Source organism: Labrenzia sp. 5N (assembly GCF_012395805.1).
In the GTDB taxonomy this organism is placed as follows: domain Bacteria; phylum Pseudomonadota; class Alphaproteobacteria; order Rhizobiales; family Stappiaceae; genus Roseibium; species Roseibium algicola.
Genome location: NZ_JAAZTM010000020.1, coordinates 1 through 25,182, shown reverse-complemented (window position 1 = coordinate 25,182; position 25,182 = coordinate 1). Strand labels below are relative to the sequence as shown.

The following is a 25,182-nucleotide window of genomic DNA, read 5'->3' as shown; positions in this document are numbered from 1 at the left end:
CAACGCGTGCGGCCAGTTGAAACTTTTAGGCTGTTCCGGCACGACAACGGCCCGGCACCTTACCTTTTTGTCATGCCGGCTTCCTTGACCCGCATCGCACACCTCCATACCTTCGCCACACATCCATGTCCCAGGATAACATCTGAGCAAAGATGAGCCTGGAAAGCGTTCCGGTCCGGATTGGAGTTTTGCACCTGTGCCTGGTTCCGCCATTTTGAAAATCGATTTTCCTCGCAGCCTTGCGCGTAAAGCTGTCGCACTTGCCTGTGCAAGCGCCCTCGCCCTGCCTCTTGTTTCGGTACCAGCGATGGCACAGGGGCGCAGCCTGCCGCTCGTGCGCGATGCAGAAACGGAACATCTTCTGAAGGACTATGCGACGCCGATCTTCAAGGCTGCCGGCATTTCCAATTCAGAACCGGAAATCATTCTGGTCAACGACAAGAGCTTCAACGCTTTCGTTCCCGACAGCCGCAGGATGTTCATCAACATCGGTGTCATCATGGAATCGGAAACACCCGGTGAAGTGATTGGCGTGATTGCCCATGAATCGGGCCACATCGCCGGTCGTCATCTCGTGCGCCTGCGTGCCGCTGCCGCCAATGCCCAGATCATCTCTGTCATCGGCATGATTCTCGGTGCGGGGGCCGCGGCAGCCGGTGCGGCCTCCGGGTCCGGTGAGGTTGCTTCGGGCGGTGGCGCTGTGATCATGGGCTCGGGATCCGTCGGCCAGCGGTCGTTCCTGTCCTATCAGCGCGGCGAAGAAGCCGCAGCCGACCGGGCCGCACTCAAATACCTGAGTGCCACCGGACAAAGCCCGCGCGGCCTGCTGAAGACCTTCGAGCGCATGTCGGAACAACAGATGTTCACCCGCAAGTACGCCGACCCTTATGCCCAGAGCCACCCGATGGCACAGGACCGCTACAACAGTCTGGCAACCGACGCGCAGAAATCGAAATACTTCAACCAGCCGGAAGACTATGTGCTGCAATACAGGCACGACATGGTGCGAGCCAAGCTGTTCGCCTTCACCAGCCATCCGTCCGCCACGTTGCGAGCCTATCCGCGCAGCGACAAAAGCCCCCAGGCACAATACGCACGCGCCATTGCCGCAATGAAGAGCCGGGGAAAAGGCGCGGTCAAGGAGATAGACGCCCTGATCCGCACGCAGCCGAACAACCCCTACTATTACGAGCTCAAGGGGCAGGCCCTGATCGAAGGTGGCGATCCCAAAGGCGCGATCGCTCCCTTCCGCAAGGCTCTGTCGTTCAAACCAACCGAACCGCAGTTCCTCACCTGGCTCGGGTATGCGCTGGTTGCTTCGAACGACAAGTCCAATCTGCCGGACGCAGAACGCATCTTGAAGGAGGCGATCCAGCGGGACCAGAACTCGGGCGTTGCCTACAGTCAGCTGGCCATTGCCCACGGCCGCCAGGGCGAGCGAGCGGAAGCTGATTTGGCAACTGCGAAAGGCCTGATGGTGAGTGGCGATTTCCAGGCTGCGAAACGCTACGCGGCGCGTGCTCAAAAAAGTTTGAAGAGAGGAACGCCGGCATGGCTTCAAGCGGACGACATTGTAGCGTACAACCCACCTAATCTGCCTAACAACGGCCGCTGATATCTCAGACACATATGGGTGCCGTTCGAACGAAAGACGGTTACCTGAGGAGCCTTGAATGACCGACACTTCCCCGAAGATCCAGATCCTGAAGACCGGGTCGCTCTGCCCGCCGATGCTGCTGCGCGTCCTGTCGGCTTGTGCGCTTGCACTTACCCTTTTGGCTGGCCCGGTTGCCGCTCAGGATCTGAACCGCGGTGAGATTGAAAAAATCGTGCGGGAATATCTGCTTGAGCATCCTGAAGTGATTGCCGAAGCGCTGACCGAACTCGATCGCCGTGAAAAGGAAGCTGCAGAAGTTGCGCGCGTGGAAGCCCTCAACGAAAGCGCCGACGTTCTTTTCAATTCGTCGCGGCAAGTAGTGCTGGGCAATCCGGAAGGGTCTGTCACCCTGGTCGAGTTCTTCGATTATAACTGCGGCTACTGCAAGCGCGCGCACGGCGACATGGTCAAGCTGATCGATGAAAACCCCGACCTCAAAGTCGTCCTGAAGGAGTTCCCGGTACTCGGCCAGGGCTCTGTCGAAGCTGCCCAGGTGGCTGTCGCGGTCAACTCTGTGGCGCCAGAGAAATACGGCGAATTCCATGAAAAACTGCTGCTGAGCCGCGGCCAGGCGAACCGGGCCAGCGCCCTAGCCGCAGCGACGTCCGTCGGCATTTCGGAAGACGATCTCCTGGCGTCCATGAAAACGGACGAAGCCGGCCAGACGATTGAAGAAGTCTACTCCCTGGCCAACCGTCTCGGCTTGACCGGCACTCCGTCCTATGTGGTCGGCAACGACGTGGTCATGGGCGCGGTCGGTTACGAGGAACTGAGCCAGAAGCTCGACGCGCTGCAGAATTGCGGCCAGACCACTTGCTGAACCTGTGAGCCGAAACAGTGTTTCGGCGTTCACTTGCCTGTTGGAAACCCCCATTCCTCATGTCAGTGAGAAATCGGGGGTTTTCCTGTTCCAATTGAATCCCTATAAGAAGCGTGGCTCGCCTCCAGGAAGAGACGGGCCGAAGATCTTTGTCCGCCCAACAACGGCGGAGCAAGAGCGTGGTTGCGGCCCCGGCCTTACGGACCCTGATCGAGTTGCAGGGCTGGATATTTCGGGTCTGACCCCATCCCGGTATGGAGCGGTCGCCCGGCGAGCCGGCCAGCTGCGTGTCTTGCGGACCGAGTATGAGAGCCAAACATGATGCGTAATGATAACAAGAAATTCGACACGGCCCTGATCCGGGACCTCGCCGTTCTCCTGGATGAGACAAATCTCTCGGAAATCGAACTGGAACAGGGTGACACGCGCATTCGCGTGGCCCGTCAGATGACGATCAGCGCACCGGTAAACGTTGCAGCCCCGATGGCCGCACCGACAGCACCGGCCGCAGCGGCTTCCCCGGCAGCAGCAGCGCCTGCCGCCGAACCGGCCCACGCCGGCACGACCGTAACCTCGCCAATGGTCGGCACGGCCTATCTCGCCGCCGAACCGGGCGCACCGACCTTCATTCAGGTTGGCGACAAGGTGGTGGAAGGTCAGACGATCCTGATCATCGAAGCCATGAAAACCATGAACCACATTCCTGCCACCAAGGCAGGCACCGTCAAGCAGATCCTTGTGGACGACGCTCAGCCGGTGGAATTCGGCGAACCGCTTATTATCGTCGAATAAGGAGCCGTTGTGGCCATGTTCTCCAAGATTCTCATTGCCAACCGCGGCGAGATCGCCCTGCGCATCCTGCGCGCCTGTAAAGAGCTCGGCATCTCCACCGTTGCGGTTCACTCCACCGCTGATGCAGATGCGATGCATGTGCGCCTGGCAGACGAAAGCGTTTGCATTGGTCCGCCTGCCGCACGCGACAGCTACCTGAACATCCCGCAGCTTCTTGCGGCTTGTGAAATCACCGGAGCGGATGCCGTCCACCCGGGTTACGGCTTCCTGTCGGAAAACGCCCGTTTCGCGGAAATCCTTGAAGCACACGGTATCGAGTTCATCGGCCCGACCGCTGAACACATTCGCATCATGGGTGACAAGATCCAGGCCAAGCAGACGGCCAAGGACCTTGGCATCCCGGTTGTTCCTGGCTCCGACGGTGCCGTGACGGCTGGTGACGACGCCCACGCGATCGCCCGCGAGATCGGCTACCCGGTTCTGGTAAAGGCAGCTGCAGGTGGCGGTGGCCGCGGCATGAAGGTTGCCCGCACCGAAGCCGAACTCGATACTGCCCTGTCCACGGCACGTTCCGAAGCAAAGGCTGCCTTCGGCGACGACGCGCTCTACATGGAAAAATATCTCGGCAAGCCTCGGCATATCGAGATCCAGGTTCTGGGCGATGGCAAGGGCAATGCGGTTCACCTCGGTGAACGTGACTGCTCGCTGCAGCGCCGCCACCAGAAGGTGCTCGAAGAAGCTCCCTCCCCGAGCCTCAATGCCAGCCAGCGCAAGGAAATCGGCGAGATCGTCGCTGCTGCCATGCGCAAGCTGAAGTATCGCGGCGTTGGCACGGTGGAATTCCTCTATGAGAACGGCGAGTTCTATTTCATTGAAATGAACACCCGTCTGCAGGTTGAACACCCAGTTACGGAGATGATCACCGGCATTGACCTCGTCAACGAGCAGATCCGCATCGCCGCAGGTGGATCGCTGGATATGACCCAGGACGACATCACGTTCGAAGGTCACGCCATCGAATGCCGCATCAACGCGGAAGATCCGGTCAACTTCACGCCGTCACCAGGCACAATCACCTACTACCACCCGCCGGGCGGTCTGGGTGTTCGCGTCGACAGCGGTGTCTATCAGGGCTACAAGATCCCGCCTTATTATGACAGTCTGATCGGCAAGCTGATCGTTCATGGCCGTAACCGAGTGGAATGCATGATGCGTCTGCGTCGTTGCCTGGACGAATTTGTGGTTGACGAAATCAAGTCGACTATTCCGCTTTTCCGCGATCTGGTGGAAAATCAGGACATAGCGAACGGTCAGTACGACATCCACTGGCTGGAACAATATCTGGCGAAGAAGTCCAGCTGACCGGATCCTGGGACGAGTGCCGGGAGCATCGCGTGTTCCAAGGAATGCGCATGAGGTGCTCCGGCACTCCGGCCGATCAGATTTTGGGTGCTCAAGTCGACACCTGCTGATCTGCCCATCCCGTCTGGTAAGTGAGGCCTCATGGCTGGTTACAAAGACGACATCATCATGGAAATCACACCGCAGGTGCTGTTGAAAGCCTATGCCTGCGGCCTGTTTCCGATGGCAGAATCTGCCGACGACCCCGGCCTCTTCTGGCTGGAGCCGGAGCGTCGCGGCATCCTTCCCCTCAATAACTTTCACCTGCCTCGCCGCCTGCGCCGAACGATTCGCAACGACGTGTTCGAGGTGCGGGTCAGCACGGATTTTCAGGGCGTTATCGATGGCTGTGCCGAGCCCATGCCCGGACGCCAGAAAACCTGGATCAACCGGGAGATCAGGCGCCTCTACGGCGAGCTTTTCGACATGGGCTATTGCCACACCATTGAAGCTTGGCAGGATGGCGAACTTGTCGGAGGGCTTTACGGTGTCAGCCTGAACGGCGCCTTTTTCGGCGAGAGCATGTTCACCTTCCGCACCGACGCTTCCAAGGTATGCCTTGCGCATCTGGTTGCCCGGCTGATCGTCGGCGGCTATTCCCTGCTCGATACTCAGTTCGTAACCGAGCACCTCAGCAAGTTCGGCACCGAGGAAGTTCCTCAAGCTGCCTATAACGAGCTGCTCAGCGAAGCCCTGAAGCTGGAAACCGATTTCTACGCCCTGTCACCTCAAGCCAGTGGTGAGGAGGTTTTGGCGGTGCTCGATAGTTGGTACGAGCGTTAGTTTTGAGCTCATGCGTCACGCGATTTGTGACACTTCTCGTTTCAATGGCCTCACTGCTTCACCGTTCGCCATCGCAGGGTGCAACCCTGCAATTTTCGCTGCGTCATCGACAACCATCTAGCCCGTACAAGACCTGACAGTCAGGTCCTCTTGGCAGAGTCATGGACGTCCAAGAAGTATGGACGAACAAAAAAGCCCCGCAATTGCGGGGCTATTTCATTCCTGATTTTCGCAATGCGCGGTTATCAGCTGCCCGGGGTCCAGGCTTCATAATCGCCGGTCACATCCGGGCGTTTTTCCGGGGTCAGGATGGAACCGTGCGGCCGGTAAGCGGCCGGAGTGCCCGTCGGGTTGGCCTTGTGACCCTGCTGCCAATGTTTGGCGTGATAGGTTTCTTCGGACGGCGGCGTATCAACGCGGTGATGCATCCAGCCGTGCCAGCCCGCAGGAATGGCAGAGGCTTCGGCAAGACCGTTATAGATCACCCAGCGCTTCTTGCCTGCGCGTTCCTTGTAGTACTTGTTACCGAACTCATCCTCACCGACAAACTCACCCTTGCGCCACGTGAAGAAGCGGGTGCCCATTGTCTGGCTGTTCCACCAGGTGAACAATTCTAGCAGCAGAGTTTTCATGGCCCTTTGAAGGTCCCTTGATTGCAAGTCGGAAACATCCGTTGCCCCGCCAACATGACAGGACGGAATTTCGCGGACTATGGCGACAACGGCCGCATCTGTCCAGACTTGGCAGCCAGAAAAGAACGGGATTTTGCGCCTGCGGGCCGATTGCCGCAGTCACGCCCGGTGCACACCGCACCCAGGTGGTTACAAACAGACTGCTTCAGTGAAGTTTCAAACCCTTGAAGGGCGCAAAGCCGGCATTGCGGATATGTTTGGCAGCGGCGGAATGCTGTTTGGGAGGCGCTTCCTTCTTCACACCGGCGAAGACCTTTTCCGGCTCTTCTTCCTTGGTGTCGAATGCCGCCTCAACGGCTCCTTCCACTTCCGCACGCTTTTGCGTGGCAACGCGGTGGTGCAGCCGGGCTCCGGCAAGCGACTGCATCTTTTCCGCCTGTTCATCCATGGCCTTTTGAATGCCATAGATATTGTAGAAGCCGGAGTTCTCCAGGATCATCGGCCGGTCGTCTGCAAGAAGCCACTTGAGGCGCTTGAACAGCGTCGACGGCGAAACCGGCTTGACCAGCACGTGGTGCGCACCTGCCCGCAAGGCCTTGTCGACCAGTGGTCGCGTGCCATGTGCCGTAATGAAGAGAATCGGCACATAACAAAGTGGCTCCATGTGGCGATGCCGCACCAGACGCAGGAACTGGTAGCCGGATGTCGGCGCCATGCGCCAGTCCGTGAGAATCACGTTGGGTGGTTCGGCGAGACTTGCCTCGAGCGCTTCGTCGACCGAATCGAACACCCGCACGCGCGCAACCTTGAAGCTGAGCAATATCGACCGGAGAATCGTCTGCATCGGCTTGCTGTCCTCGACGACGACAGCATCGATGTCCTCCATCGCTAGTCCGAATGCGGCGTGATGTTTCATGAATTGCGGACCTTTTTCCCTATCCCACGATCATGAAACCAGACCCGGCTTAAACCCGGTTGAAATCGATCACCGCCATTTTCTTCAAATTTTCATAAAATGCGGTCTATCGTCATCCACAGGGTCTTGTGCCTTCCTGGCGGGCACTCCTTCGCCGGGAAAGCAAGCGCTAAATCCCTTGCTAAAACGCTGTCCCCGCTCCGTTCCCCATTATCCACACGACCACACAAGATTTTGCGTTTGCCCACAATCCAGGCACTAGCTGTTGTCACTCGGTCCTTGACCTTAAGAATTCGTTTACATTAGTTTCTCATCATTGCGATGTGCGTAGTCGGGTGCCTATCCGGGCGCTCCGGTCATCCAAAACCATCAGTATCCAAGAGTACCGCTCCAGGTCTTTGACCCCAAAGCCGGGAGACGGGTTTTGTTGTGCCGACTTCAAGGCGCATGTCGTGACAAACCTGTTGATGACCACTATATATAGTGGATAGAAACACAAGATACGCTACATACAGGCTCGAAGCCTGTAACTTGCAGGGCGGCATTCGAGAACAGAGGCAGGCGGCCACGCCAGTTCGGATGCAATGCGGTCAAGCCCGGTTCGGGGGAACCGGCTGTAATCTAAAAGGGGACTTGAGAAGATGCGGATCGAGCGGCGCTACACCAAGGAAGGTCAATCGCCTTACGCCAGCGTAGAATTCCGGAACGCTACCAGCGAAATCCGGAATCCTGATGGATCCATCGTGTTCCGTCTTGAGAACATTCAGGTCCCGACCCAGTTTTCACAGGTCGCGTCCGACATTCTGGCTCAGAAGTATTTCCGCAAGGCCGGCGTGCCCGCCAAGCTGAAGGCCGTAGAAGAAAACACCGTTCCGTCCTGGCTGTGGCGCCATGAGGCCGATGAGGCCGCACTGGCAGACCTGCCCGAGGACGAGCGCTACGGCTCTGAAATTGACGGCCGCCAGGTCTTTGATCGTCTAGCTGGAACCTGGACCTACTGGGGCTGGAAGGGCGGTTATTTCGACAAGGAATCCGACGCTCAGGCCTTCTACGACGAACTGCGTTACATGCTGGCGACCCAGAAGGTGGCGCCGAACTCTCCGCAGTGGTTCAACACCGGCCTGCATTGGGCATACGGCATCGACGGCCCGGGCCAGGGTCACTTCTATGTCGACTTCCAGACCGGCAAGCTCGTCAAGTCCAAGAGCGCCTATGAGCATCCGCAGCCGCATGCCTGCTTCATCCAGTCCGTCGGCGACGACCTGGTGAACGAAGGCGGCATCATGGACCTTTGGGTCCGCGAAGCACGCCTGTTCAAATACGGCTCCGGCACCGGCTCCAACTTCTCCCACGTGCGTGCAGAAGGCGAGCGCCTGTCCGGTGGTGGAAAGTCCTCCGGCCTGATGAGCTTCCTGAAGATCGGCGACCGGGCAGCCGGCGCGATCAAGTCCGGCGGCACCACCCGCCGCGCGGCCAAGATGGTCGTTGTCGATGTCGACCATCCGGATATCGAGGAATACATCAACTGGAAGGTCAAGGAAGAGCAGAAGGTGGCCGCGCTCGTCACCGGCTCCAAGATCTGCCAGAAGCACCTCGGCGCAATCATGCGCGCCTGCGTCAACTGCGAGGCGGACAACGGCGACTGCTTCGATCCGGCCAAGAACCCGGCCCTGAAGCGTGAAATCCGTGCTGCCAAGAAAATGATGGTGCCGGAAAACTACATTCAGCGCGTCATCCAGTTTGCAAAGCAGGGCTTCACCAAGATCGAATTCCCGACGTTCAACACGGACTGGGATTCCGAAGCCTATCTGACGGTTGCCGGACAGAACTCCAACAACTCGGTGCGTGTGACCGACGGCTTCCTGAACGCCGTTGTTGACGACAGCACCTGGGACCTGACCGCCCGCCGCTCCGGTGACGTTCTGAAGACCGTCAAGGCCAAGGAACTTTGGGAACAGATCGGCTATGCCGCCTGGGCTTCCGCTGATCCGGGCCTTCAGTACCACACCACGATCAACGACTGGCACACCTGCCTTGCCGATGGCGAAATCCGCGCATCCAACCCATGCTCGGAATACATGTTCCTGGACGACACGGCCTGTAACCTGGCGTCCCTGAACCTGATGCAGTTCCGCCGGGAAGACCGGTCCTTCGACATCGACAACTACGAACATGCCGTCCGCCTGTGGACCATCGTTCTGGAAGTGTCGGTGCTGATGGCTCAGTTCCCGTCCAAGGAAATTGCAGAACTGTCCTACAAGTTCCGCACCCTTGGTCTCGGCTATGCCAACATCGGCGGCCTGCTGATGACCTCCGGCATTCCGTACGACAGCGACGAAGGCCGTGCACTTTGCGGCGCCCTCACCGCGGTCATGACCGGTGTTGCCTATGCCACTTCCGCTGAAATGGCAGGTGAACTCGGCGCCTTCCCGGGCTACAAGAAAAACGCAAGCCACATGCTGCGTGTCATGCGCAACCACCGCCGCGCCGCCTACGGCGAAGCGGATGGCTACGAAGGCCTCAACACGGCTCCGGTTGCTCTTGACCACGTATCCTGCCCGGATCAGGTGATCGTCGAGCGGGCCAAGAAGGCCTGGGATCGTGCCCTTGAGCTTGGCGAGAAGAACGGCTACCGCAACGCCCAGTCCACCGTTATTGCCCCGACCGGCACCATCGGTCTGGTCATGGACTGCGACACCACCGGTATCGAGCCTGACTTTGCGCTGGTGAAGTTCAAGAAGCTGGCCGGCGGCGGCTACTTCAAGATCATCAACCGCGCTGTTCCCGAAGCCCTGCGCAAGCTCGGTTACACCGAAAGCGAGATTGGCGAGATCGAAGCCTACGCCGTTGGCCATGGTTCCATCGATCAGGCACCGGGCGTCAACCCGTCCGCGCTGAAGACCAAGGGCTTCACCGACGAGAGCCTGACCAAGCTGAAAGACGGCATGAAGTCGGCCTTTGACATCAAGTTCGTCTTCAACCGCTGGACCCTCGGCGACGAGCAGATGAAGACTCTCGGCGTTACCGACGAGCAGCTGGAAGATCCGGAATTCGATCTCCTGACCTTCCTCGGCTACTCCAAGGCTGACATCGAAGCCGCCAACACCCACGTGTGTGGTGCGATGACCCTGGAAGGGGCACCGTTCCTGAAGGAAGAGCATTATCCGGTCTTCGACTGCGCCAACCCGTGCGGCCGTATCGGCAAACGCTTTCTGTCGGTGGAAAGCCACATCCGCATGATGGCAGCGGCCCAGCCGTTCATCTCCGGCGCGATCTCCAAGACGATCAACATGCCGAACGATGCGACGGTGGAGGACTGCAAGGAAGCCTACATGCTGTCCTGGAAACTCGCGCTCAAGGCGAATGCCCTTTACCGCGACGGTTCCAAACTGTCCCAGCCGCTCAACGCCCAGCTACTGGCCGATGAGGACGAAGACGAGGACGAGGCCCTCGAGGCTCTGGCCGCCAAGCCGATGGCTGCAAAGGCCGAAGTGGTTGCCGAACGCATCGTCGAGCGGATCGTCGAACGCGTTGTCCGCGAACAGGAAAAGCTGCCGACCCGCCGCAAGGGCTACACCCAGAAGGCAAAGATCGGTGGTCACACCATCTTCCTGCGCACCGGCGAATATGACGATGGCCGCCTCGGCGAAATCTTCCTCGACATGAACAAGGAAGGTTCGGCTCTCCGGGCATTCATCAACAACTTCGCGATCTCGGTTTCGCTTGGTCTGCAATACGGTGTGCCGCTCGAGGAATATGTCGACGCGTTCACCTTCACCAAGTTCGAACCGGCCGGCATGGTCCAGGGCAACGATGCGATCAAGAACGCCACGTCGATCCTCGACTACGTGTTCCGCGAACTGGCAGTATCCTATCTCGGTCGTCACGACCTTGCCCACGTTCCGCCGGAAGCCTTCAGCGGCCCGGTCAGCGCTGGCGCGGTCAAGACCATGGACAAGGGCAGCTCCGGCGGTGTGGTTTCCCACGGCCTCGTCCGCGGCCAGACCGAGCGTTTCCGTCTCGTCGCCGGCAACGAGCCTTCAGGCGAGATCACCGAAGCGGTGAAAGTGGAACTGGGCACAACAATCGCCGCCCAGACCTCCGCCGTCGCAACGGCTTTCGCCCGCGGCTCGGAAGCAGCTGCCGCTGTCGAAGTGACCTCGGCCCCTGCCCCACAGGTGAAAACCGCGGCTCAGCAGATCGCTCAGGCCCGAATGAAGGGTTACGAAGGCGAGAGCTGCTCGGAATGCGGCAACTTCACCATGGTGCGCAACGGCACCTGCCTGAAGTGCGACACCTGCGGCTCCACCAGCGGCTGCAGCTGACGATCAACAGACTTCTGGCCGGCACCGGCCGGAAGTCTGAATTCCATCGCACACAAAGCTTAGCCGGGAGTTCGCCCAGGCCGGTTCCCACCGGCCACAGCGCGGCTCCCGGCGCCCAGACGAAAGAACCCGCCCATCGGAAACGATCGGGCGGGTTTTCTTTTTGCCAGCACCGGTTTCCGCCATTCCATGCCACGGTTCTCGACACCATCGGCATTCGAAGGGCCGCTGACAGACCATGAGCGAGTATCCAAAGAGCCCCCCGTAAACAGAGCTGGTTTCCAAGACGACGATCGCAGGTTCAAGTAGTGCTTCCCCATCGTCGCTTTTTGGCAAATTTGCAAATCAGACCACCTGATTGATCAAGATTAATTACCAAGCTCGAAAAATGGGTGCAAAATGGATGCAACTTCTCGCTAACCGGGTGACGGTCGAGAACAATAATTGGCCTGATCGCAGATCCGATGAAAATTTCATCCTGATCAAGAAGGACGGCAAGATCTAAAAGAACACAATCAGCCAGAATCGGTTCTAGTCGAACGCACACTCCAGGAGACCAACATGAAGCGCCCCACCAGATATGCGGCCAGCTTTTCACTCATGGCTTCCATTGCCTTTGGCGCGACTGCCTTAGCGGAAGAGCCGCAGGATTTCTCTTCCAAGCAAATGAAAGGCGTCGAGCAGATTTCGATCGACGTCGATCTCGATGGAGCGGTCGAACGACTATCCAAGGCCGTGCAGTTTCCGACGATCTCGAACCAGGACCGGGACGACTTCGACACCAAGGCGTTTGAGGACTATCACGCGTTCCTTGTCGAGGCCTATCCGGAGGTACACAAGGTCTTGAAGCGAGAAATCCTCGGCGATCCTCGTCCCTACAGCCTGCTTTACACCTGGGAAGGCAAGAACCCGGATCTGGAGCCAGCACTCTTCTACGCTCATCAGGATGTGGTGCCAGTGCCGGCGGACTCGCGAGATCAGTGGGAACAAGATCCGTTCTCCGGGGCTGTTGCCGACGGATACATCTGGGGACGTGGCGTCCTTGACGACAAGAACCAGATTCACGGCATTCTTGAAGCTGCTGAAATGAAGATCAAGGAAGGCTGGCAACCGGAACGGACGATTTATTTCGTCTTTGGTCAAGATGAGGAAGTCGGCGGCCCGGAAGGGGCCAGATTCATTGCGGAGACCCTGGAAAAACGCGGCATCAAGCGATTTGCCTTCGTCATGGACGAGTCAGCTCCGCTGGTGCCCGGTCTGTTCCCCGGACTTCCAGATAATACGGCGCTGATCGGCATAGCGCAAAAGGGCTACGTCAGCCTTGAACTGGCGATGCATGGGGTCGGAGGTCATTCATCGCAGCCGCCCGAGGAATCGAATATCGGCATTCTCGCAAAGGCGATCACCAAGCTGGAAGCCGCGCAGTTTCCCTACCGCATTCATCCTGCGCTGCGTCATCAGTATCGTTACCTCGGGCCTGAACTGGATGAAGCCTATCAGCCGCTTTATGCAGCCGTTGCCTTCGGCAAGGACGGCGAGATGACCGATCTCGAAAAGCAGTTTGTCGAGGTCATGGCCGGCAATCAGGTCACCCGGGCCATGATGCATACGACAATTGCCGTCAGCATGTTCAATGCCGGCATCAAGGATAACGTTTTGCCACCTTCAGCGACGGCAGTCGTGAATTTTCGCCCCATGCCCGGCGACACGCCCGAGGTCATCATCCAGCACGTAAAGGATGCCATCGGCGACGACCGCATAACCATTCGGGACATCTCCGCCTCGACACCTGCAACCGCCATGGCTGACCCCGAAGGCCCCGGCTACAAGGCACTGGAAAAGACCATTCGCCAGATCTGGGGCAATGATCTCGTCGTGGCGCCGTTCTTCGTGATCGGCGGCTCGGATTCAAAACACTTCCAGGCCCGGCCGTTCGCTCCGGACGTTTTTACCATCACCGGCATCCAGCTTGAAAACACGAAGGAATTTGAAGGTTTCCATGGTGTCAATGAGCGCATCAGAGTCGATGAATACGGCAAGACCATCGGCTTCTTCTACCAGATGATGGACAATCTGGACGACCTGTGAAATCGGGCCCAGCATTGTTTGGCAGAACTGCAGGGACAACGGTAACGATAGTACCAAATAAGCCTTTTAGGAAACGCGGGCATCCAGCGGGCGAACACAAGGGGCAAATACCGATCTCAATACCGCCTTTTCGACCGGGGCGTTCGTCTTCGAGCTGAAGGATTGTCTGGCAAAATTGCTTTCGGCAACGCGTCGGGCGACTTGCGTTCAAACGCTTTTTACGACCGAAACCAGAAATAACAAAGAGATACTCCTCGGCCTCTGTAGAAGTTGGTTTGGATAGATCCTTGAAAGCTCTGGCTTCTTTTGGAAATCGACTGCGGAATCCTGAAGTTCTCCCTCTGCAAAGACGGATCTGGTTTTGCGCCGCTCGCCTGTCTTGAAAAAGGCCACATGTACATGTGACTTGAGGTCTTCATGGCCTGCTGAACAAGATAAAAATTTGCCCAGTCTGCGCTACTGTTTGACGCCCAGCGGGATCGTCAGGGTGAGATAGGCCGACGTCCCTTCCAGACGATTTTCCGCAGCGAACTCCCGGTAAACCTTCACGCGTGTCGAGACCGGTGTCTGGCCGAGCTGGAAATTGTAGCCCGCCGTGCCGCCGAGTGCGGCAACGCGCCCCTCGAAATCGCCAAGCCTGGCGCCGGATCCGCTGTCGGCTGTAATCTGGTCGTAGTAATAGCCGACCAGCCCTGCCGAGAACTGGGGTGAAAAGGTTTTGGTGAGCGCCCCTTCGAAGTGAAATTCCGTTCCGGTGGTGTAGTTTGTGGCCGGGTTTTCGCCGTTGAAGGTGAAACCGGCTACACCGGAAACCTCCCAGCCGCTTTTGGGATCGAACCAGGTTACGCCACCGTTGATGTCGAGCCCCCAACGGTTGAAGGCAACGTTGGCAATCTCGCCTTTCTGGTAGTCCCCCACCGGCACGTTGACGAGGAAACCCGTCGTCCAGTGCCAATTGCCGTTGTGCCAGCCCAGCAAGGCGCCAACCACGGGGTCACCAATCGTGAACACCGTATCGCTGACAGATGCTCCGAGAATTCCGCCGGCATCAAGTGAGGCATCGACGGATTGTCCACCCCAAGGAACCGTCGCCTGCAGGGCAAGGCTGCCCCCAAGAACGCTTGTCGGTACAACCCACAAGCCGGTTGCGAGATCGATATAGGCGGTCGCGTCGACATTGCCGATAACCCGGCCGCCAACAGGCAGGTCACGGCTCGCCCCGGCAGACCCTGAATAGAAATAGACGTCATTTTGAAAGTAGACACCCGGCCCGGGCAGCACCGCCGCAAATGGCCCTTTAGACCCAAGCAGATAAAAACCGACACCGCTTTCAGCCGAGTTTGCCTGCTGCGATGTGCCCGCAAGGCACATCAGTGCGAACAGCGACACCTTCAAGGTGAGTGAGTGTCTGCGTGCTTTGCTGGTTCTTGTCTCGCCCACGTCCGCCTCTCCTGCCTCAAAAGTCGCTACGGGTTTGCTGCATGGCCCTGTGTGTCGATTTCCACTTGCTTGCGCACTTACCGCCCGTTTGACAGACCGATTTTTGCATGAAGGCAGTCCTCTACTCTCATACTCGCCAGTCTGCCGGGCCACCTTTTCAATACGAGCTCCCAACACCCGAAGAAAAAGAGCAACTTCAATTTGGTAGCGAAGCTACAGTATGCAATTTTCCCGGGATATTATCCAGCAACGAATTGGACTACGCTTGGGGTAAATCGTCAACGTTCACTGATCTGTCTGGTCGGCGCAACTTTGGAAGTCATTGCCACCTTGTCCCGAAATCAGCAGCTCACTTTCCGGTGGCATATACCCTTCTTGTTTGAACACTCGCATTAACTCACACCCAAAATTTGCATACAGAATTTTTGCAATCCATTTGACGTATGGGATCATTGGGCTGTTTGATGGACTTATCGTTCGTGAAGGAGCCGCGTGATGTTGAAAATTATTGCGGCAGCAGCACTTGCTGCCTGCCTGGCCCCGGTAGCTGCCACAGCCCAGGAACCAGACAAGCCAAATATTCTCGTCATCTGGGGGGATGACGTCGGGATGTGGAACATCTCGGCATACCACCGAGGCATGATGGCAGGCGAGACGCCCAATATCGACAGGATCGCAAACGAAGGCATGCTCTTCATGGATCATTATGCCCAGGCGTCCTGCACCGCAGGCCGGGCCGCCTTCATCACGGGCCAGTACCCGCTTAGGGTCGGCCTGTCCACCGTCGGTCTCCCCGGTGCGCCACAAGGTCTTTCGACCGAAGATCCGACACTGGCCGAAATGCTCAAGCCCCTGGGGTACCGCACCGGACAATTCGGAAAGAACCATCTTGGTGACCGGGACGAACATCTACCCACCAACCACGGGTTTGATGAATTCTTCGGGATCCTCTACCACCTGAACGCCGGGGAATATATCGAGCAGGTGGATTATCCGGCACAGGCTTTCGAGGATGCGAACCTGGCACAGCGAGGCATCATTCACAGCTTTGCAAAAGCAGATGGCGGTCAGGAGATCGAGGATCTCGGGCCCTTCGGCCAGGAAGTTCAGCGCAACCTTGACCAGGACGTGCTTGAAGAAAGCAAGCGCTTCATTACGGAGGCTGTCTCCGCCAACGAGCCGTTCTTCGTCTGGCACAACACCACCCGCATGCACTATCGCACCAACCTGAACGACCATTATGATGGCATCACCGGCACCGGCAATGTTTATGCCGACGGCATGGTGGAACTGGACGACGACGTGGGTGAGCTTCTGAACCTGCTGGACGAACTTGGCGTCGCCGACAATACGATGGTGATGTTCTCCACCGACAACGGTGCGGCGTCCAATTCCTGGCCCGACGGCGGCAACCAGCCTTTCCGGGGTGAAAAGGGCGTGGGCGGTTATGAAGGCGGCTTCAAGGTGCCCATGGCAGTGCGCTGGCCCGGAGTAACGCCGGCAGGAACCACCACCGGCGAACTTATGACCATGGAGGACTGGATCCCGACCATCATGTCCCAACTGGGTCAGCCAGACATCAAGGAACAGCTTCTGGCGGGTGCGGACATTGGCGGCAAGACCTTCAAGGTTCATCTGGACGGCTATGACCAGACCCCGTTGCTGACCCAAACCGGGCCTTCCAACCGGATGGAGTTCTTCTATTTCACTGAAACCACTTTCCACGGCCTGCGCTTCGGGGAATGGAAGTTCCTGTTCACCAGCCAAGACCGTTGGTTCAACGGCAACCAATACGAAATGACTTCCCCGTTGATCACGCGCCTCGATCTCGATCCCTTTGAACGGTTCCACGACGCCCGGGGATTTGACGAATGGCAGGAGAACAGGTCCTGGGCCATCGGTCCGGCACTCGGCCTGGTGAACAAGTTTGTTGCCTCCTTCGAGGAATTCCCGCCGCGGATTGCCAGTTTCTCCACGTCTGTTGAGGACATGTCGAAGCGGATCATGAACGCTGCGCCGCCACCGCAGTAAGCCTAAGCAAGCGGCGGATCCTCAATTCCACCAATACAGCCTTCCGGACGAATAAGGCCGGGAGGCTAAACTATGAGGCAACAGGCGCGGCGTGCGAAGAGCACCGGGAGATCTGCCACCCCGAAATGAAAACAGGGATCGCTCAACCTCCTTCCTGCCCGCGCGCAGTCCCGCCTGTGACCGCTTTCGCTGCCAATCAGCTTCGGAAAGCCAGAAGTCCGTCCGACGTACAGGCGTCCCCGGAGACGGGTCGCGCCGTTGCATGCGCCCACCGATGACACGATGCCTTGCTGCGTGCTATTTTCCACTTCTGGAGGAGCCAGATGTCTGAGGTTCTGCTGTTTCACCATGCGCTTGGCTTGACTTCCGGGGTGCTGAAGTTTGCAGACAATCTGCGACAGGCCGGCCACAAAGTGCACACGCCGGATTTGTTCGAGGGTAATACGTTCAACAGCATCGAGAAGGGCCTCGCCTTCATCGAGGAAACCGGCTTTGACGAGATGCGTGAACGCGGTGTCCGTTTGGCAGATGAACTCCCCCACGATCTCGTCTACGCGGGTTTCTCGTTTGGTGTGCTACCGGCGCAGAAGCTTGCTCAAACCCGGTCTGGAGCACGGGCAGCCTTGCTGATCCACTCCTGCCTGCCAATCAGCGGTGACTGGTCTTTTGGGCCCTGGCCTAACGGCGTCCCTGTTCAAATCCACGCGATGGACAATGATCCTTTTTTCGTCGGCGAAGGTGACATCGATGCCGCGCGCGAGATCGTTGAAACGGCAGAGGATGCGGCTCTTTTTCTCTATCCCGGAGAGGAGCACTATTTCGCCGACAGCTCGCTACCATCGTTTGATGCAGAAGCGTCTGCCCTGCTCACCCGGCGGGTCATTGAATTCCTGCAACGCGTCTGAGGAAACCAGGAGGCCAAACTGCTGCGCTTGCTGCTTCTGACACCGGACAGTCTTCTTGACCCGCATGGCGCCCTCAGACACTTCGTCTGTGAGGCACTGGATGCGATTGGCCAGATGAGAGGTGAAACGGGAGCTCGGCTTGCCTTTGCGCTGGTTGTTCGCACGTCAAATGACGTAGCTGCAGTCCTGTCCACCTTGAGAGAGTTACGGCTTCCAGCTGGTCCCTCCCAGGTCATTGAGACGAACAAACCCGGTGTTGACGCAACAATCCTGGGAGAATTGCAGGAACGTTTCGCGGTAAATGATCCCGCATCGGAATGTGTTTTGATCGACGCCGGCCCCGGCAGCACGGAAGCCGCTCTCCCGCCAGGTTTACCGAAACTACTTCTGGAGGAGACTGGCGCCGATGGAATGTCTGGCTGGCCGGCAATGCTATTGAAGATTGCCCGTAAAACCGGAAGAAACGCGGCCGAGAACCTGCAACTGGTGCTGCCGGTTCTGGCGGCCGCGGAAGGTGTTGTCGACCTCCAGCAAGTTTCGTTCCGCCCGGAGCGGATCGAAGCAGAAGGTCATTGCCTGATATCCGTGGAAGACAGCGCACTTGGCGCCCTCTCCGGCCTGTTCCTGAACCTTCCCACGTCGTTTATCATTGAACAGCTGGACAGCCCTCACCCTGTCGCATTCAAAGAGGTTGCTGAAGACACGATCCTGGAGGCAAAGGCCTACATTCAAAGTCTGCGGGCCAATGGCCAGCTTGAGATGGCACCAGGTGAGACAGGTCAAGCTGAAGCAGGAGAGCTTGAAGGCATGGCGTCGCCACTGCTCGGTCAACCGACGCACTATGTCGAAACTGATGAGACCGGCAGACGCATACTTCGGCGAAGGGGCTTCAACTGATCAAGTGCACAGGAAAGCCCTTGCCGTACCTGGAAGAGCGTGACACCGGCAATTGAAACGCTTTCGAAGCAATCGACGCTCCTTCCCCACGTTACTGACCACATGGCTCACGGCACCGATCGTATCGTCGCCCGCCTGGCTGTGGGCCTCTTCTGAAATCTGACCGGCGGCATGCAGGCTGAAGACAAAGCTTTGCGCCTCGACAGCGGATTGCCGTACCGTCTCCACCTCGCCCAGCAGGGCGGCATTCCCGTTTTGCTCACCGATGAGGACGTCTTCCTCAACGTAGCAATAGACGCCTTCCAGATCGCTGGCGACATCTGCGAGCGAGACTTTCTGGCGCCGCCGAACGGCTGCTACCGACTGGTCGCCAAGCTGAACCCGGCTGCCGTAGAACCGTTGATCCGTATCATCTCCGGTGACTTCAAGCAGGCTGCGGCGAGAGGCCTGTGTCAGCACATCACGAACGGAATGAACGGTTTCCGAAGGCGGCCGGCCAGCCAGAACCACGGTGGGAGATGTCAGTTGTTCGGCATTCAACAGCACATTATGGCTCTCGAACCCGTCCCGGATCGCCTGGGCATTGACCCCGGCATTGCGCATTCCGTCCGCAATCAGCATGGCGTTGCCGACAGCCTGGAAAAATCGAGGTTTAAGTGGCGCCGTACGCGCAGCAGCGACCAGCAACTCTCCCGCCGTCCTTGCCGCCGCCAGCAATCCTTTTTCGCTCTCCACACCGCGCGACTGATAGATGTTCGTCAACGTGTCGTAAAAACAACCGCTGAAGATCATGCCCAGCGAATGTACTTCGTTGATCAGAACGCCCGGGCCACCTGACACCGGCAAGGAGGCCGGCATCACCCATTGATGTGTATTGAGAGCGCGCCGTGGGACCGCCGCATTGTGATTTGCGTCGACCAGGACGGCAATACCGTGGGACAGATCCTCTGCAGTGGTCTCGACAAAGTTTTTCTGTCTCAACAGCCCTTGATCGAGAAGCACCTTGCGGGTCGCCTTGTCCTGAAGCGCGACAAGAATTGCGATGCAGTCTCCAAAGGCTTCGTGAAAAGCACCCGGCTCCGCCTGAAAAGCCCCCCAAAGATCCGGGTGAATTGCATCCAGAAAGGCATGGCCCGCCTCGTGTGCGACAACATCCGTACTTGCCCCTGAGCGGTAACTGTCTCCCCCGGCAGCATCCACCTGAAAAAAGGAGAGCGAAAGCCTGTCGTAAAAGGCATTGAGTTGGGGCTGCCCCGGCGTCTTGTGTTTCAGCCGCAGGGTTTTCCCGTTCTGCCACTTGGTCAGCGTGCTCCCGTCGATCAACTCCCAAAGGTCGATGGCTCTGAGAGCGGCCTCGCGGCATTGCCAGAACAGAAAGCCGTCGCTGTCAGTTGGATATGTGTCTTCCGGGACGGAGCCCAGATAGACATACCGGGCCAGTTCATCTGGCCGCTCAGCATGCGCCTCGATGACGGCTGCAGGCGGGTGTCCGGCTCTCGGGTCGTTCGGAATGAAATTGATCGGCATGATTTCCTCCTCTGACCGTCAATGGCGTGTCCGGACAGGCTGGCTTGTTGCAGCAAGCGGCTTGGTGTGGCGCAGACTGTGCCCGTTTGGTCCGCGTCCTCCTGGCAGGAGCGACACCCCCAGAACAGTTTCCAGTGCCGGAGGCAGGCGCCAGACTGGCGCGGCAGGCGGTGCAATCCGGTCGGCGAAAAGATAGAGACCTGTCAGCACCATCACGGCAATATGGCCGGTCTCCACCTGCAAAGGCACAAGCATCCAGGGCCAGCAAGCAACCACACAAGCCGCCCCGGTTCGAAGACCGAACCAACAACCATCAGCCTGTGCCTCCTGTCCGAAAGCTGCCATCCGGCTGGTACCGTGGCACCTGTTTCTGGCCCATTGGGCGAGCGGGGACATGCTCCAAACGACAGCGACACCGAATGCCAACGACAAGTCGATCCAGGCGCCGGCAAGCGCCAGGACAAACGCCAGTGGCACAAGCAACAGGCCCGACAAGGTCCAGACGCAAAGATAACCGAGCAGAAAGGCAATACTTGCAGCCACCTTTTGGGACGCATGCACCACTCGGCCGACATAAGACAGATTGGCGGCAACCAGCGGCGCCATCATGGCCACGACCATCAGGACCCAGTCCGCGGCTACCGCTTGCAAGATCTGCGAGAATTGAAGGTTCGGTGCGGGCAGGAAAACGGATTGCGCAACATTCAGACGCCCGCAAAGAGCCGCGACGTTCGAAGCTGGTTGTGCGAAACCGAGCAGGAGGTAGCTGCCCGCGCTCAAGGCAACCAGCCAGGGCATTGCGCCCCGACTGGTCTGCACGGCAAAGGCTGCCAGCCGGGACATGTCATCTAACCCTGAGACGGTAGATGCTGATCCGGTCGACGGTAATTTCCGACGAGGCCCCCTCTGGCTGAACGAGGCTAACTTCGAGCTCCTGGATTGCAGCACCAGCACGCGCCTGCATGGCCGCAACCTTGTCGGTGATTTCCACGGTTGATGACAGGCCGTTGCCTGCGTGCGAACCGTCGGTTGAACTGGCCTTTCCAAGGCCGAAGAACACCAGAGTTTCGTTGATTTCCGCATCCGGTATGCCTGGCGCAACAACACGAACGGACAGAACACCGCTCGGAGAATTTCCCCGGACACCTTCAACGTTGAGATAAAGTCGCTCCGCTGCGGCCGGGGCTGCAGCAGCAAGGGCCGCAGTTGGCGCTGCTGACAGTTTCACGCGTGCCGTTACCGGACTTGCGGTAACCTGCAGCACCTCGTCGTTTGCCCCGACGAGTGTCGAAGTGCCCCGACCTGTCGGTGTGGTGGCCATTGCAATCCCCACGGTGGGCGTAATGCCCGTTCCATCGATCAGATTATCATAGACCGGCGCAAGAGCCGCGCCCGGAAGCGTGTCTTCCGGCGTGAAAATGGAAATATTTTGCTGTGCGTCCGGCATCGCAAACTGGCGCGGGAACGGCCCGTTGAGCCAGGGCCGGCTGGTTTCCTGGGAGTTGCCTCCCCCGGTCATCCAGGCGGCCCACAAGCGGTCGATGTTACAATGGTGAACCCAGAAGATCGGATCGAGACCGGCAAAATCCGGATCGTACATCCAGCCGGTCGGACTGGGCGGTACGTTGCCGCCCACCATGACATGCACGAAATTGTGCGGGTCACTTTCGACCGCACCATAGGCATTGCCCTGCTGGTCGAAACCGCTGATAGGACCGCCATATCCAAGCGTGCCGGGGATTGATGTATAAACGGTCTGCGTGGTTTGCGCGTCGAGCGAAATGTCGACATTGATCCAGGCCTGCGGACCAAGTTTCACGGCAGGGCCACGAAACGCGTTGGCCAACGGGTTCGGCGTATTGTCACCCGGAATGGTGCTGTCCAAAAACTCCTGCGGATAGTCTCGCGACGCTGGGTCAGACCCGTTGAGATAATTCCAGTAGGGCAATGCCCATGTAGTCGGACCGCCCTGTCTGAAAATCCAGTCTGCCAGGATTGCCTCGAACGCATGCAGATAGCCCCTGTGCCAGGGCAGGAAAAACCAACCCGCATGCTGACACTGGTTGAACATCAATCGTTGCTCGTCGGCGTTTGGCGCCGGCGTGGTCGGTGAAATGATGTTCTGATCAATCCAACCTTGAGGATTGATGCCGTGGATCGCTGCCAGGTAGTGCCAGCTTGTCCGATCACGCAACTGGCGCGACCGCAGTTCACCAACGGCTCGCGCATACCAAAGCATCGTGTCGGACCATGGCCCGCCGAGCTTGGCAATGTCTTTTCTTATGCCTGCCATTATTTCCTCCCATTGAAAACTCGAGAGAACAGTCATCTGAATTTTGAAAAGCGAAAATTTACTTGCGGCGCCTGAAAATCAAAAGCGCATCAATCTGTTTTTCAAACAGGCAGCTACGTTAGCATGAAACAACAAAGATGTAACGCCCCAGGTTGACAGAATGCGGCAGCAATACCATTACGTGCATTGAAAGTTGCAATATTCCAAGATCCCCTCTTCCCGGCGTTCGAAGACGAAATCACTTCGACTGGCTAGATAGCCGACCACACGGATCAATGACCTCCGCCGGTACCGGCAGGTGCCGGTTTCGGCCACTCCACGAATGAGAGCGCGGCGACAAAGGCAAGGACCTAGCCTTCCAGGATCAGGAAAACAGCCGAAAAGGACAGCCGGAAGGCTTCACGAGTGCCAATTGCACCGAGAGCACATCGCCTCCCTATTTTCCGACGATCGCGTGCAAGTGAGCACCCAAAACAATCTAATTCAAATATTTAAGAAAAGCTTCCCTAGCGTAATAAATGTATTGCTTTACACATGACTAGATTGAAGGCAATCTAGAAGCGGAAAAAAAAATTATTATCGGCAACGCAAGTGGACGCAGAGCGATTTCGCCTGACCATGGCGCAGATCGCGTTGAAAACGCGTGTGAAAATCTATCTATGTGAAACAATCATTGTTAATTACCTCATTATTTCTGCGAAAAATTGGTGCCTACTCTTTTATTTTAGACTGTTTTCAGGTGGAGCGATTTTGTCGCTACGAGGAAATTCATGCAGGCAGCCGCTGAATACCGAAAGCCCGTACGGCTATTCGAAAAATGGGAGAATCGGCAGAAAGTAATACTTTTTGCCGACGTAGTTGGATCTGCGCGGCTGTTTACGACTGCCGACAATGCATCCATAGGAGCTTGGCTCTCCTTTGTCGCCTACCTGAAAGATGACCTTCTGCCGGAACACGATGGCAGGCTCGTGAAGTCATTGGGCGACGGGATTCTGGCTGAAATCGAGCACGCAACGAGTGCAGTCCGGTTTGCAATGCGTCTCACCACGGAACTGGCAAAGATCAACGAGCAACTCCCTGCCGTGAACCGGTTGCAGGTTCGCATCGGTATCGACACCGGCGACGTGCTCACCACCGGCGATGACGACATTTATGGCAGTCACGTCAACATTGCCGCCCGTCTCATGTCGCTTGCCCGGCCCGGAGAGATTGTTGCCTCCGCCGAGGTCAGGGATGCTTTGGCAAGCGAACTCGACGCGGAATTCGAGGATCTTGGTGATTGCCACCTCAAGAATGTCGCGGAGACGGTGCGGGCCTTCAGGGTCCATCCCGTGGGAACCCACCCGAGCATTTTTCCGTTACAGCAATTCGAAGACCTGTTCCCCACCGTCGCGGTTATTCCCTTCACGCCACGCAGCAGATCAAGAGACAATTACGTGCTCGGTGAAGTGCTCGCAGAGGAATTGATTGTCGCATTGTCCCGGTCCTCGGAACTCAATGTCATTTCCCGCCTTTCGACGACAGGTTTTCGCATGCGGAACATCTCCCTTGCCAAGATCTCGGAGATGCTTCAGGCGGATTTTGTCCTGTCGGGGACCTATAGCGGTGATGCGAACCACGTAATTCTGGACGCGGAACTCGCCGACGCAAAAAACGGTCGCGTGATCTGGTCGGATCGCCTGAGCGAGGAGGTTCCTACCCTCCTTAGCGATTCATCCGTCATGTATCAGTTCGCCAAGGACTGCCACGCGGCAATCTTCCGGAGCGAGGTGCAACAGGCACTGTCCTGCCCGATGCAGACACTCGATGCCTATTCACTTCTCATGAGCGCGATCGGACTGATCTACAGGCTCTCGCGCCATCATTTCGAATACGCCGCCGAACTTCTTGACGAACTGATTCACCGTTCGTCGCGCCAACCCGCAATGGCCCTGGCATGGAAGGCAAAATGGCACGTTCTGGCGGTTCAACAGGGGTGGACGGATTCGCCCGAGCGCGAAAAATCCCTTGCCTTGAGCTGCACGCAAACCGCGCTCGACCATGACCCGACAAATGTCACGGCCCTTGTGTCCGAAGGATTTGCCCTCACAAATCTCGCGCACAAGCTCGAAGAAGCTGAACAGCGTTACAACATGGCCCTCGAGTACAATCCGAATTACGCCATGGGCCGCCTGCTGCGCGGCACTCTCTTCGCGTTCAAGGGAGCTGGCGAGGAGGCTGTCAAGGACACGGAACTGGCCCTCCGCCTGTCTCCCATCGATCCCTACAGGTACTTTTTCCTGTCGCTTGCGGCATCCGCCTGCGTTACGGCCGAAAAATATGACCGCGCTCTCGAGTTCGCCAACCAGTCGCTTCGCTCCAACCGTGCGCACACCTCGACGCTGCGTGCCAAGGCTGTCGCGGAAATGCGTCTTGGACACACCGAACTGGCAGCTCAGACCATCAGCGAACTGCGCGAGCGTCAGCCGGATCTGACCGTAAGCCGCTGGCTGAAGAATTCGCCAAGTGCGCAGTTTCAGGTTGGGAAGGACTTCGCCGAAACCCTAAGGCAAGCCGGACTGCCGCCCTGAGAATGGAACGGAACCGGCCAATCAAAAAGGTAGGGAGAGTTAGTCATGACACCTAGGGAAACAGCATATCCGGCAGGCGGCTTCGGGGGCTTTGGAGGATTTGGG

At 57.9% G+C, this 25,182-nt stretch carries 17 protein-coding genes; 11 read left to right on the top strand and 6 right to left on the bottom strand.

Going from position 1 to position 25,182, the window contains the following annotated elements:
- Positions 1-196: 196 nt before the first annotated feature.
- The 5 genes from HEP89_RS20700 to aat all read left to right on the top strand — a co-directional run bounded on the left by HEP89_RS20700 (position 197) and on the right by aat (position 5,453).
- Positions 197-1,615, top strand: a complete 1,419-nt coding sequence (locus HEP89_RS20700; RefSeq protein ID WP_286201066.1) for a M48 family metalloprotease — start codon at positions 197-199, stop codon at positions 1,613-1,615.
- Between the two features lie 58 nt (positions 1,616-1,673).
- A complete protein-coding gene (locus HEP89_RS20695; RefSeq protein WP_022998399.1) occupies positions 1,674-2,477 on the top strand; it encodes a DsbA family protein in 804 nt (267 codons plus the stop codon).
- A 321-nt stretch (positions 2,478-2,798) separates the two neighbouring features.
- Complete coding sequence (gene accB / locus HEP89_RS20690) at positions 2,799-3,269, top strand: acetyl-CoA carboxylase biotin carboxyl carrier protein (protein WP_168693486.1); 471 nt, start codon at positions 2,799-2,801, stop codon at positions 3,267-3,269.
- 15 nt (positions 3,270-3,284) lie between these two features.
- Positions 3,285-4,631, top strand: coding sequence for an acetyl-CoA carboxylase biotin carboxylase subunit (gene accC, locus HEP89_RS20685; protein WP_022998397.1), 1,347 nt, complete (start codon positions 3,285-3,287; stop codon positions 4,629-4,631).
- A 141-nt stretch (positions 4,632-4,772) separates the two neighbouring features.
- A complete protein-coding gene (gene aat / locus HEP89_RS20680; RefSeq protein ID WP_022998396.1) occupies positions 4,773-5,453 on the top strand; it encodes a leucyl/phenylalanyl-tRNA--protein transferase in 681 nt (226 codons plus the stop codon).
- 245 nt (positions 5,454-5,698) lie between these two features.
- Here the strand turns inward: aat and HEP89_RS20675 are convergent, their stop codons facing one another.
- Positions 5,699-6,085, bottom strand: coding sequence for an NADH:ubiquinone oxidoreductase subunit NDUFA12 (locus HEP89_RS20675; protein ID WP_022998394.1), 387 nt, complete (start codon positions 6,083-6,085; stop codon positions 5,699-5,701).
- 205 nt (positions 6,086-6,290) lie between these two features.
- Positions 6,291-7,001 carry a response regulator gene (locus HEP89_RS20670; protein WP_208993526.1) on the bottom strand — a complete coding sequence of 237 codons (711 nt, stop codon included), beginning with the start codon at positions 6,999-7,001 and terminating at the stop codon, positions 6,291-6,293.
- Between the two features lie 641 nt (positions 7,002-7,642).
- Between HEP89_RS20670 and HEP89_RS20665 the strand changes: the two genes are divergently transcribed.
- Together HEP89_RS20665 and HEP89_RS20660 are read left to right on the top strand one after the other, a co-directional pair.
- Positions 7,643-11,326: a vitamin B12-dependent ribonucleotide reductase gene (locus HEP89_RS20665; RefSeq protein ID WP_168692963.1), complete on the top strand. Its 3,684-nt coding sequence runs from the start codon at positions 7,643-7,645 to the stop codon at positions 11,324-11,326.
- A 561-nt stretch (positions 11,327-11,887) separates the two neighbouring features.
- Positions 11,888-13,414: a M20 family peptidase gene (locus tag HEP89_RS20660; protein WP_168692962.1), complete on the top strand. Its 1,527-nt coding sequence runs from the start codon at positions 11,888-11,890 to the stop codon at positions 13,412-13,414.
- 456 nt (positions 13,415-13,870) lie between these two features.
- Here the strand turns inward: HEP89_RS20660 and HEP89_RS20655 are convergent, their stop codons facing one another.
- The gene (locus HEP89_RS20655) at positions 13,871-14,854 is read right to left on the bottom strand and encodes a transporter (protein WP_286201065.1); all 984 of its coding nucleotides are present in this window, start codon (positions 14,852-14,854) and stop codon (positions 13,871-13,873) included.
- Positions 14,855-15,349: 495 nt separating this feature from the next.
- Here HEP89_RS20655 and HEP89_RS20650 point away from each other — a divergent pair, with 495 nt between their 5' ends.
- The 3 genes from HEP89_RS20650 to HEP89_RS20640 all read left to right on the top strand — a co-directional run bounded on the left by HEP89_RS20650 (position 15,350) and on the right by HEP89_RS20640 (position 18,687).
- The gene (locus HEP89_RS20650) at positions 15,350-16,885 is read left to right on the top strand and encodes an arylsulfatase (protein ID WP_168692961.1); all 1,536 of its coding nucleotides are present in this window, start codon (positions 15,350-15,352) and stop codon (positions 16,883-16,885) included.
- Positions 16,886-17,208: 323 nt separating this feature from the next.
- Positions 17,209-17,790: a dienelactone hydrolase family protein gene (locus HEP89_RS20645; RefSeq protein WP_168692960.1), complete on the top strand. Its 582-nt coding sequence runs from the start codon at positions 17,209-17,211 to the stop codon at positions 17,788-17,790.
- Positions 17,791-18,201: 411 nt separating this feature from the next.
- Positions 18,202-18,687: a hypothetical protein gene (locus HEP89_RS20640; protein ID WP_168692959.1), complete on the top strand. Its 486-nt coding sequence runs from the start codon at positions 18,202-18,204 to the stop codon at positions 18,685-18,687.
- Here the strand turns inward: HEP89_RS20640 and HEP89_RS20635 are convergent, their stop codons facing one another.
- Genes HEP89_RS20635 through HEP89_RS20625 form a run of 3 tightly spaced genes read right to left on the bottom strand, consistent with a single transcriptional unit; the run spans position 18,688 to position 22,507 of the window.
- Entirely contained in the window at positions 18,688-20,214 is a 1,527-nt protein-coding gene (locus HEP89_RS20635; protein ID WP_168692958.1) for a hypothetical protein, read from the bottom strand.
- Positions 20,215-20,232: 18 nt separating this feature from the next.
- The gene (locus tag HEP89_RS20630) at positions 20,233-21,057 is read right to left on the bottom strand and encodes a DUF2182 domain-containing protein (protein ID WP_168692957.1); all 825 of its coding nucleotides are present in this window, start codon (positions 21,055-21,057) and stop codon (positions 20,233-20,235) included.
- Between the two features lies 1 nt (position 21,058).
- Positions 21,059-22,507 carry a tyrosinase family protein gene (locus HEP89_RS20625; RefSeq protein WP_168692956.1) on the bottom strand — a complete coding sequence of 483 codons (1,449 nt, stop codon included), beginning with the start codon at positions 22,505-22,507 and terminating at the stop codon, positions 21,059-21,061.
- A 770-nt stretch (positions 22,508-23,277) separates the two neighbouring features.
- Between HEP89_RS20625 and HEP89_RS20620 the strand changes: the two genes are divergently transcribed.
- On the top strand, positions 23,278-25,077 hold the full coding sequence (locus tag HEP89_RS20620; RefSeq protein ID WP_168692955.1) for a FlgO family outer membrane protein: 1,800 nt from the start codon (positions 23,278-23,280) through the stop codon (positions 25,075-25,077).
- The last annotated feature ends 105 nt before the right edge of the window (positions 25,078-25,182 follow it).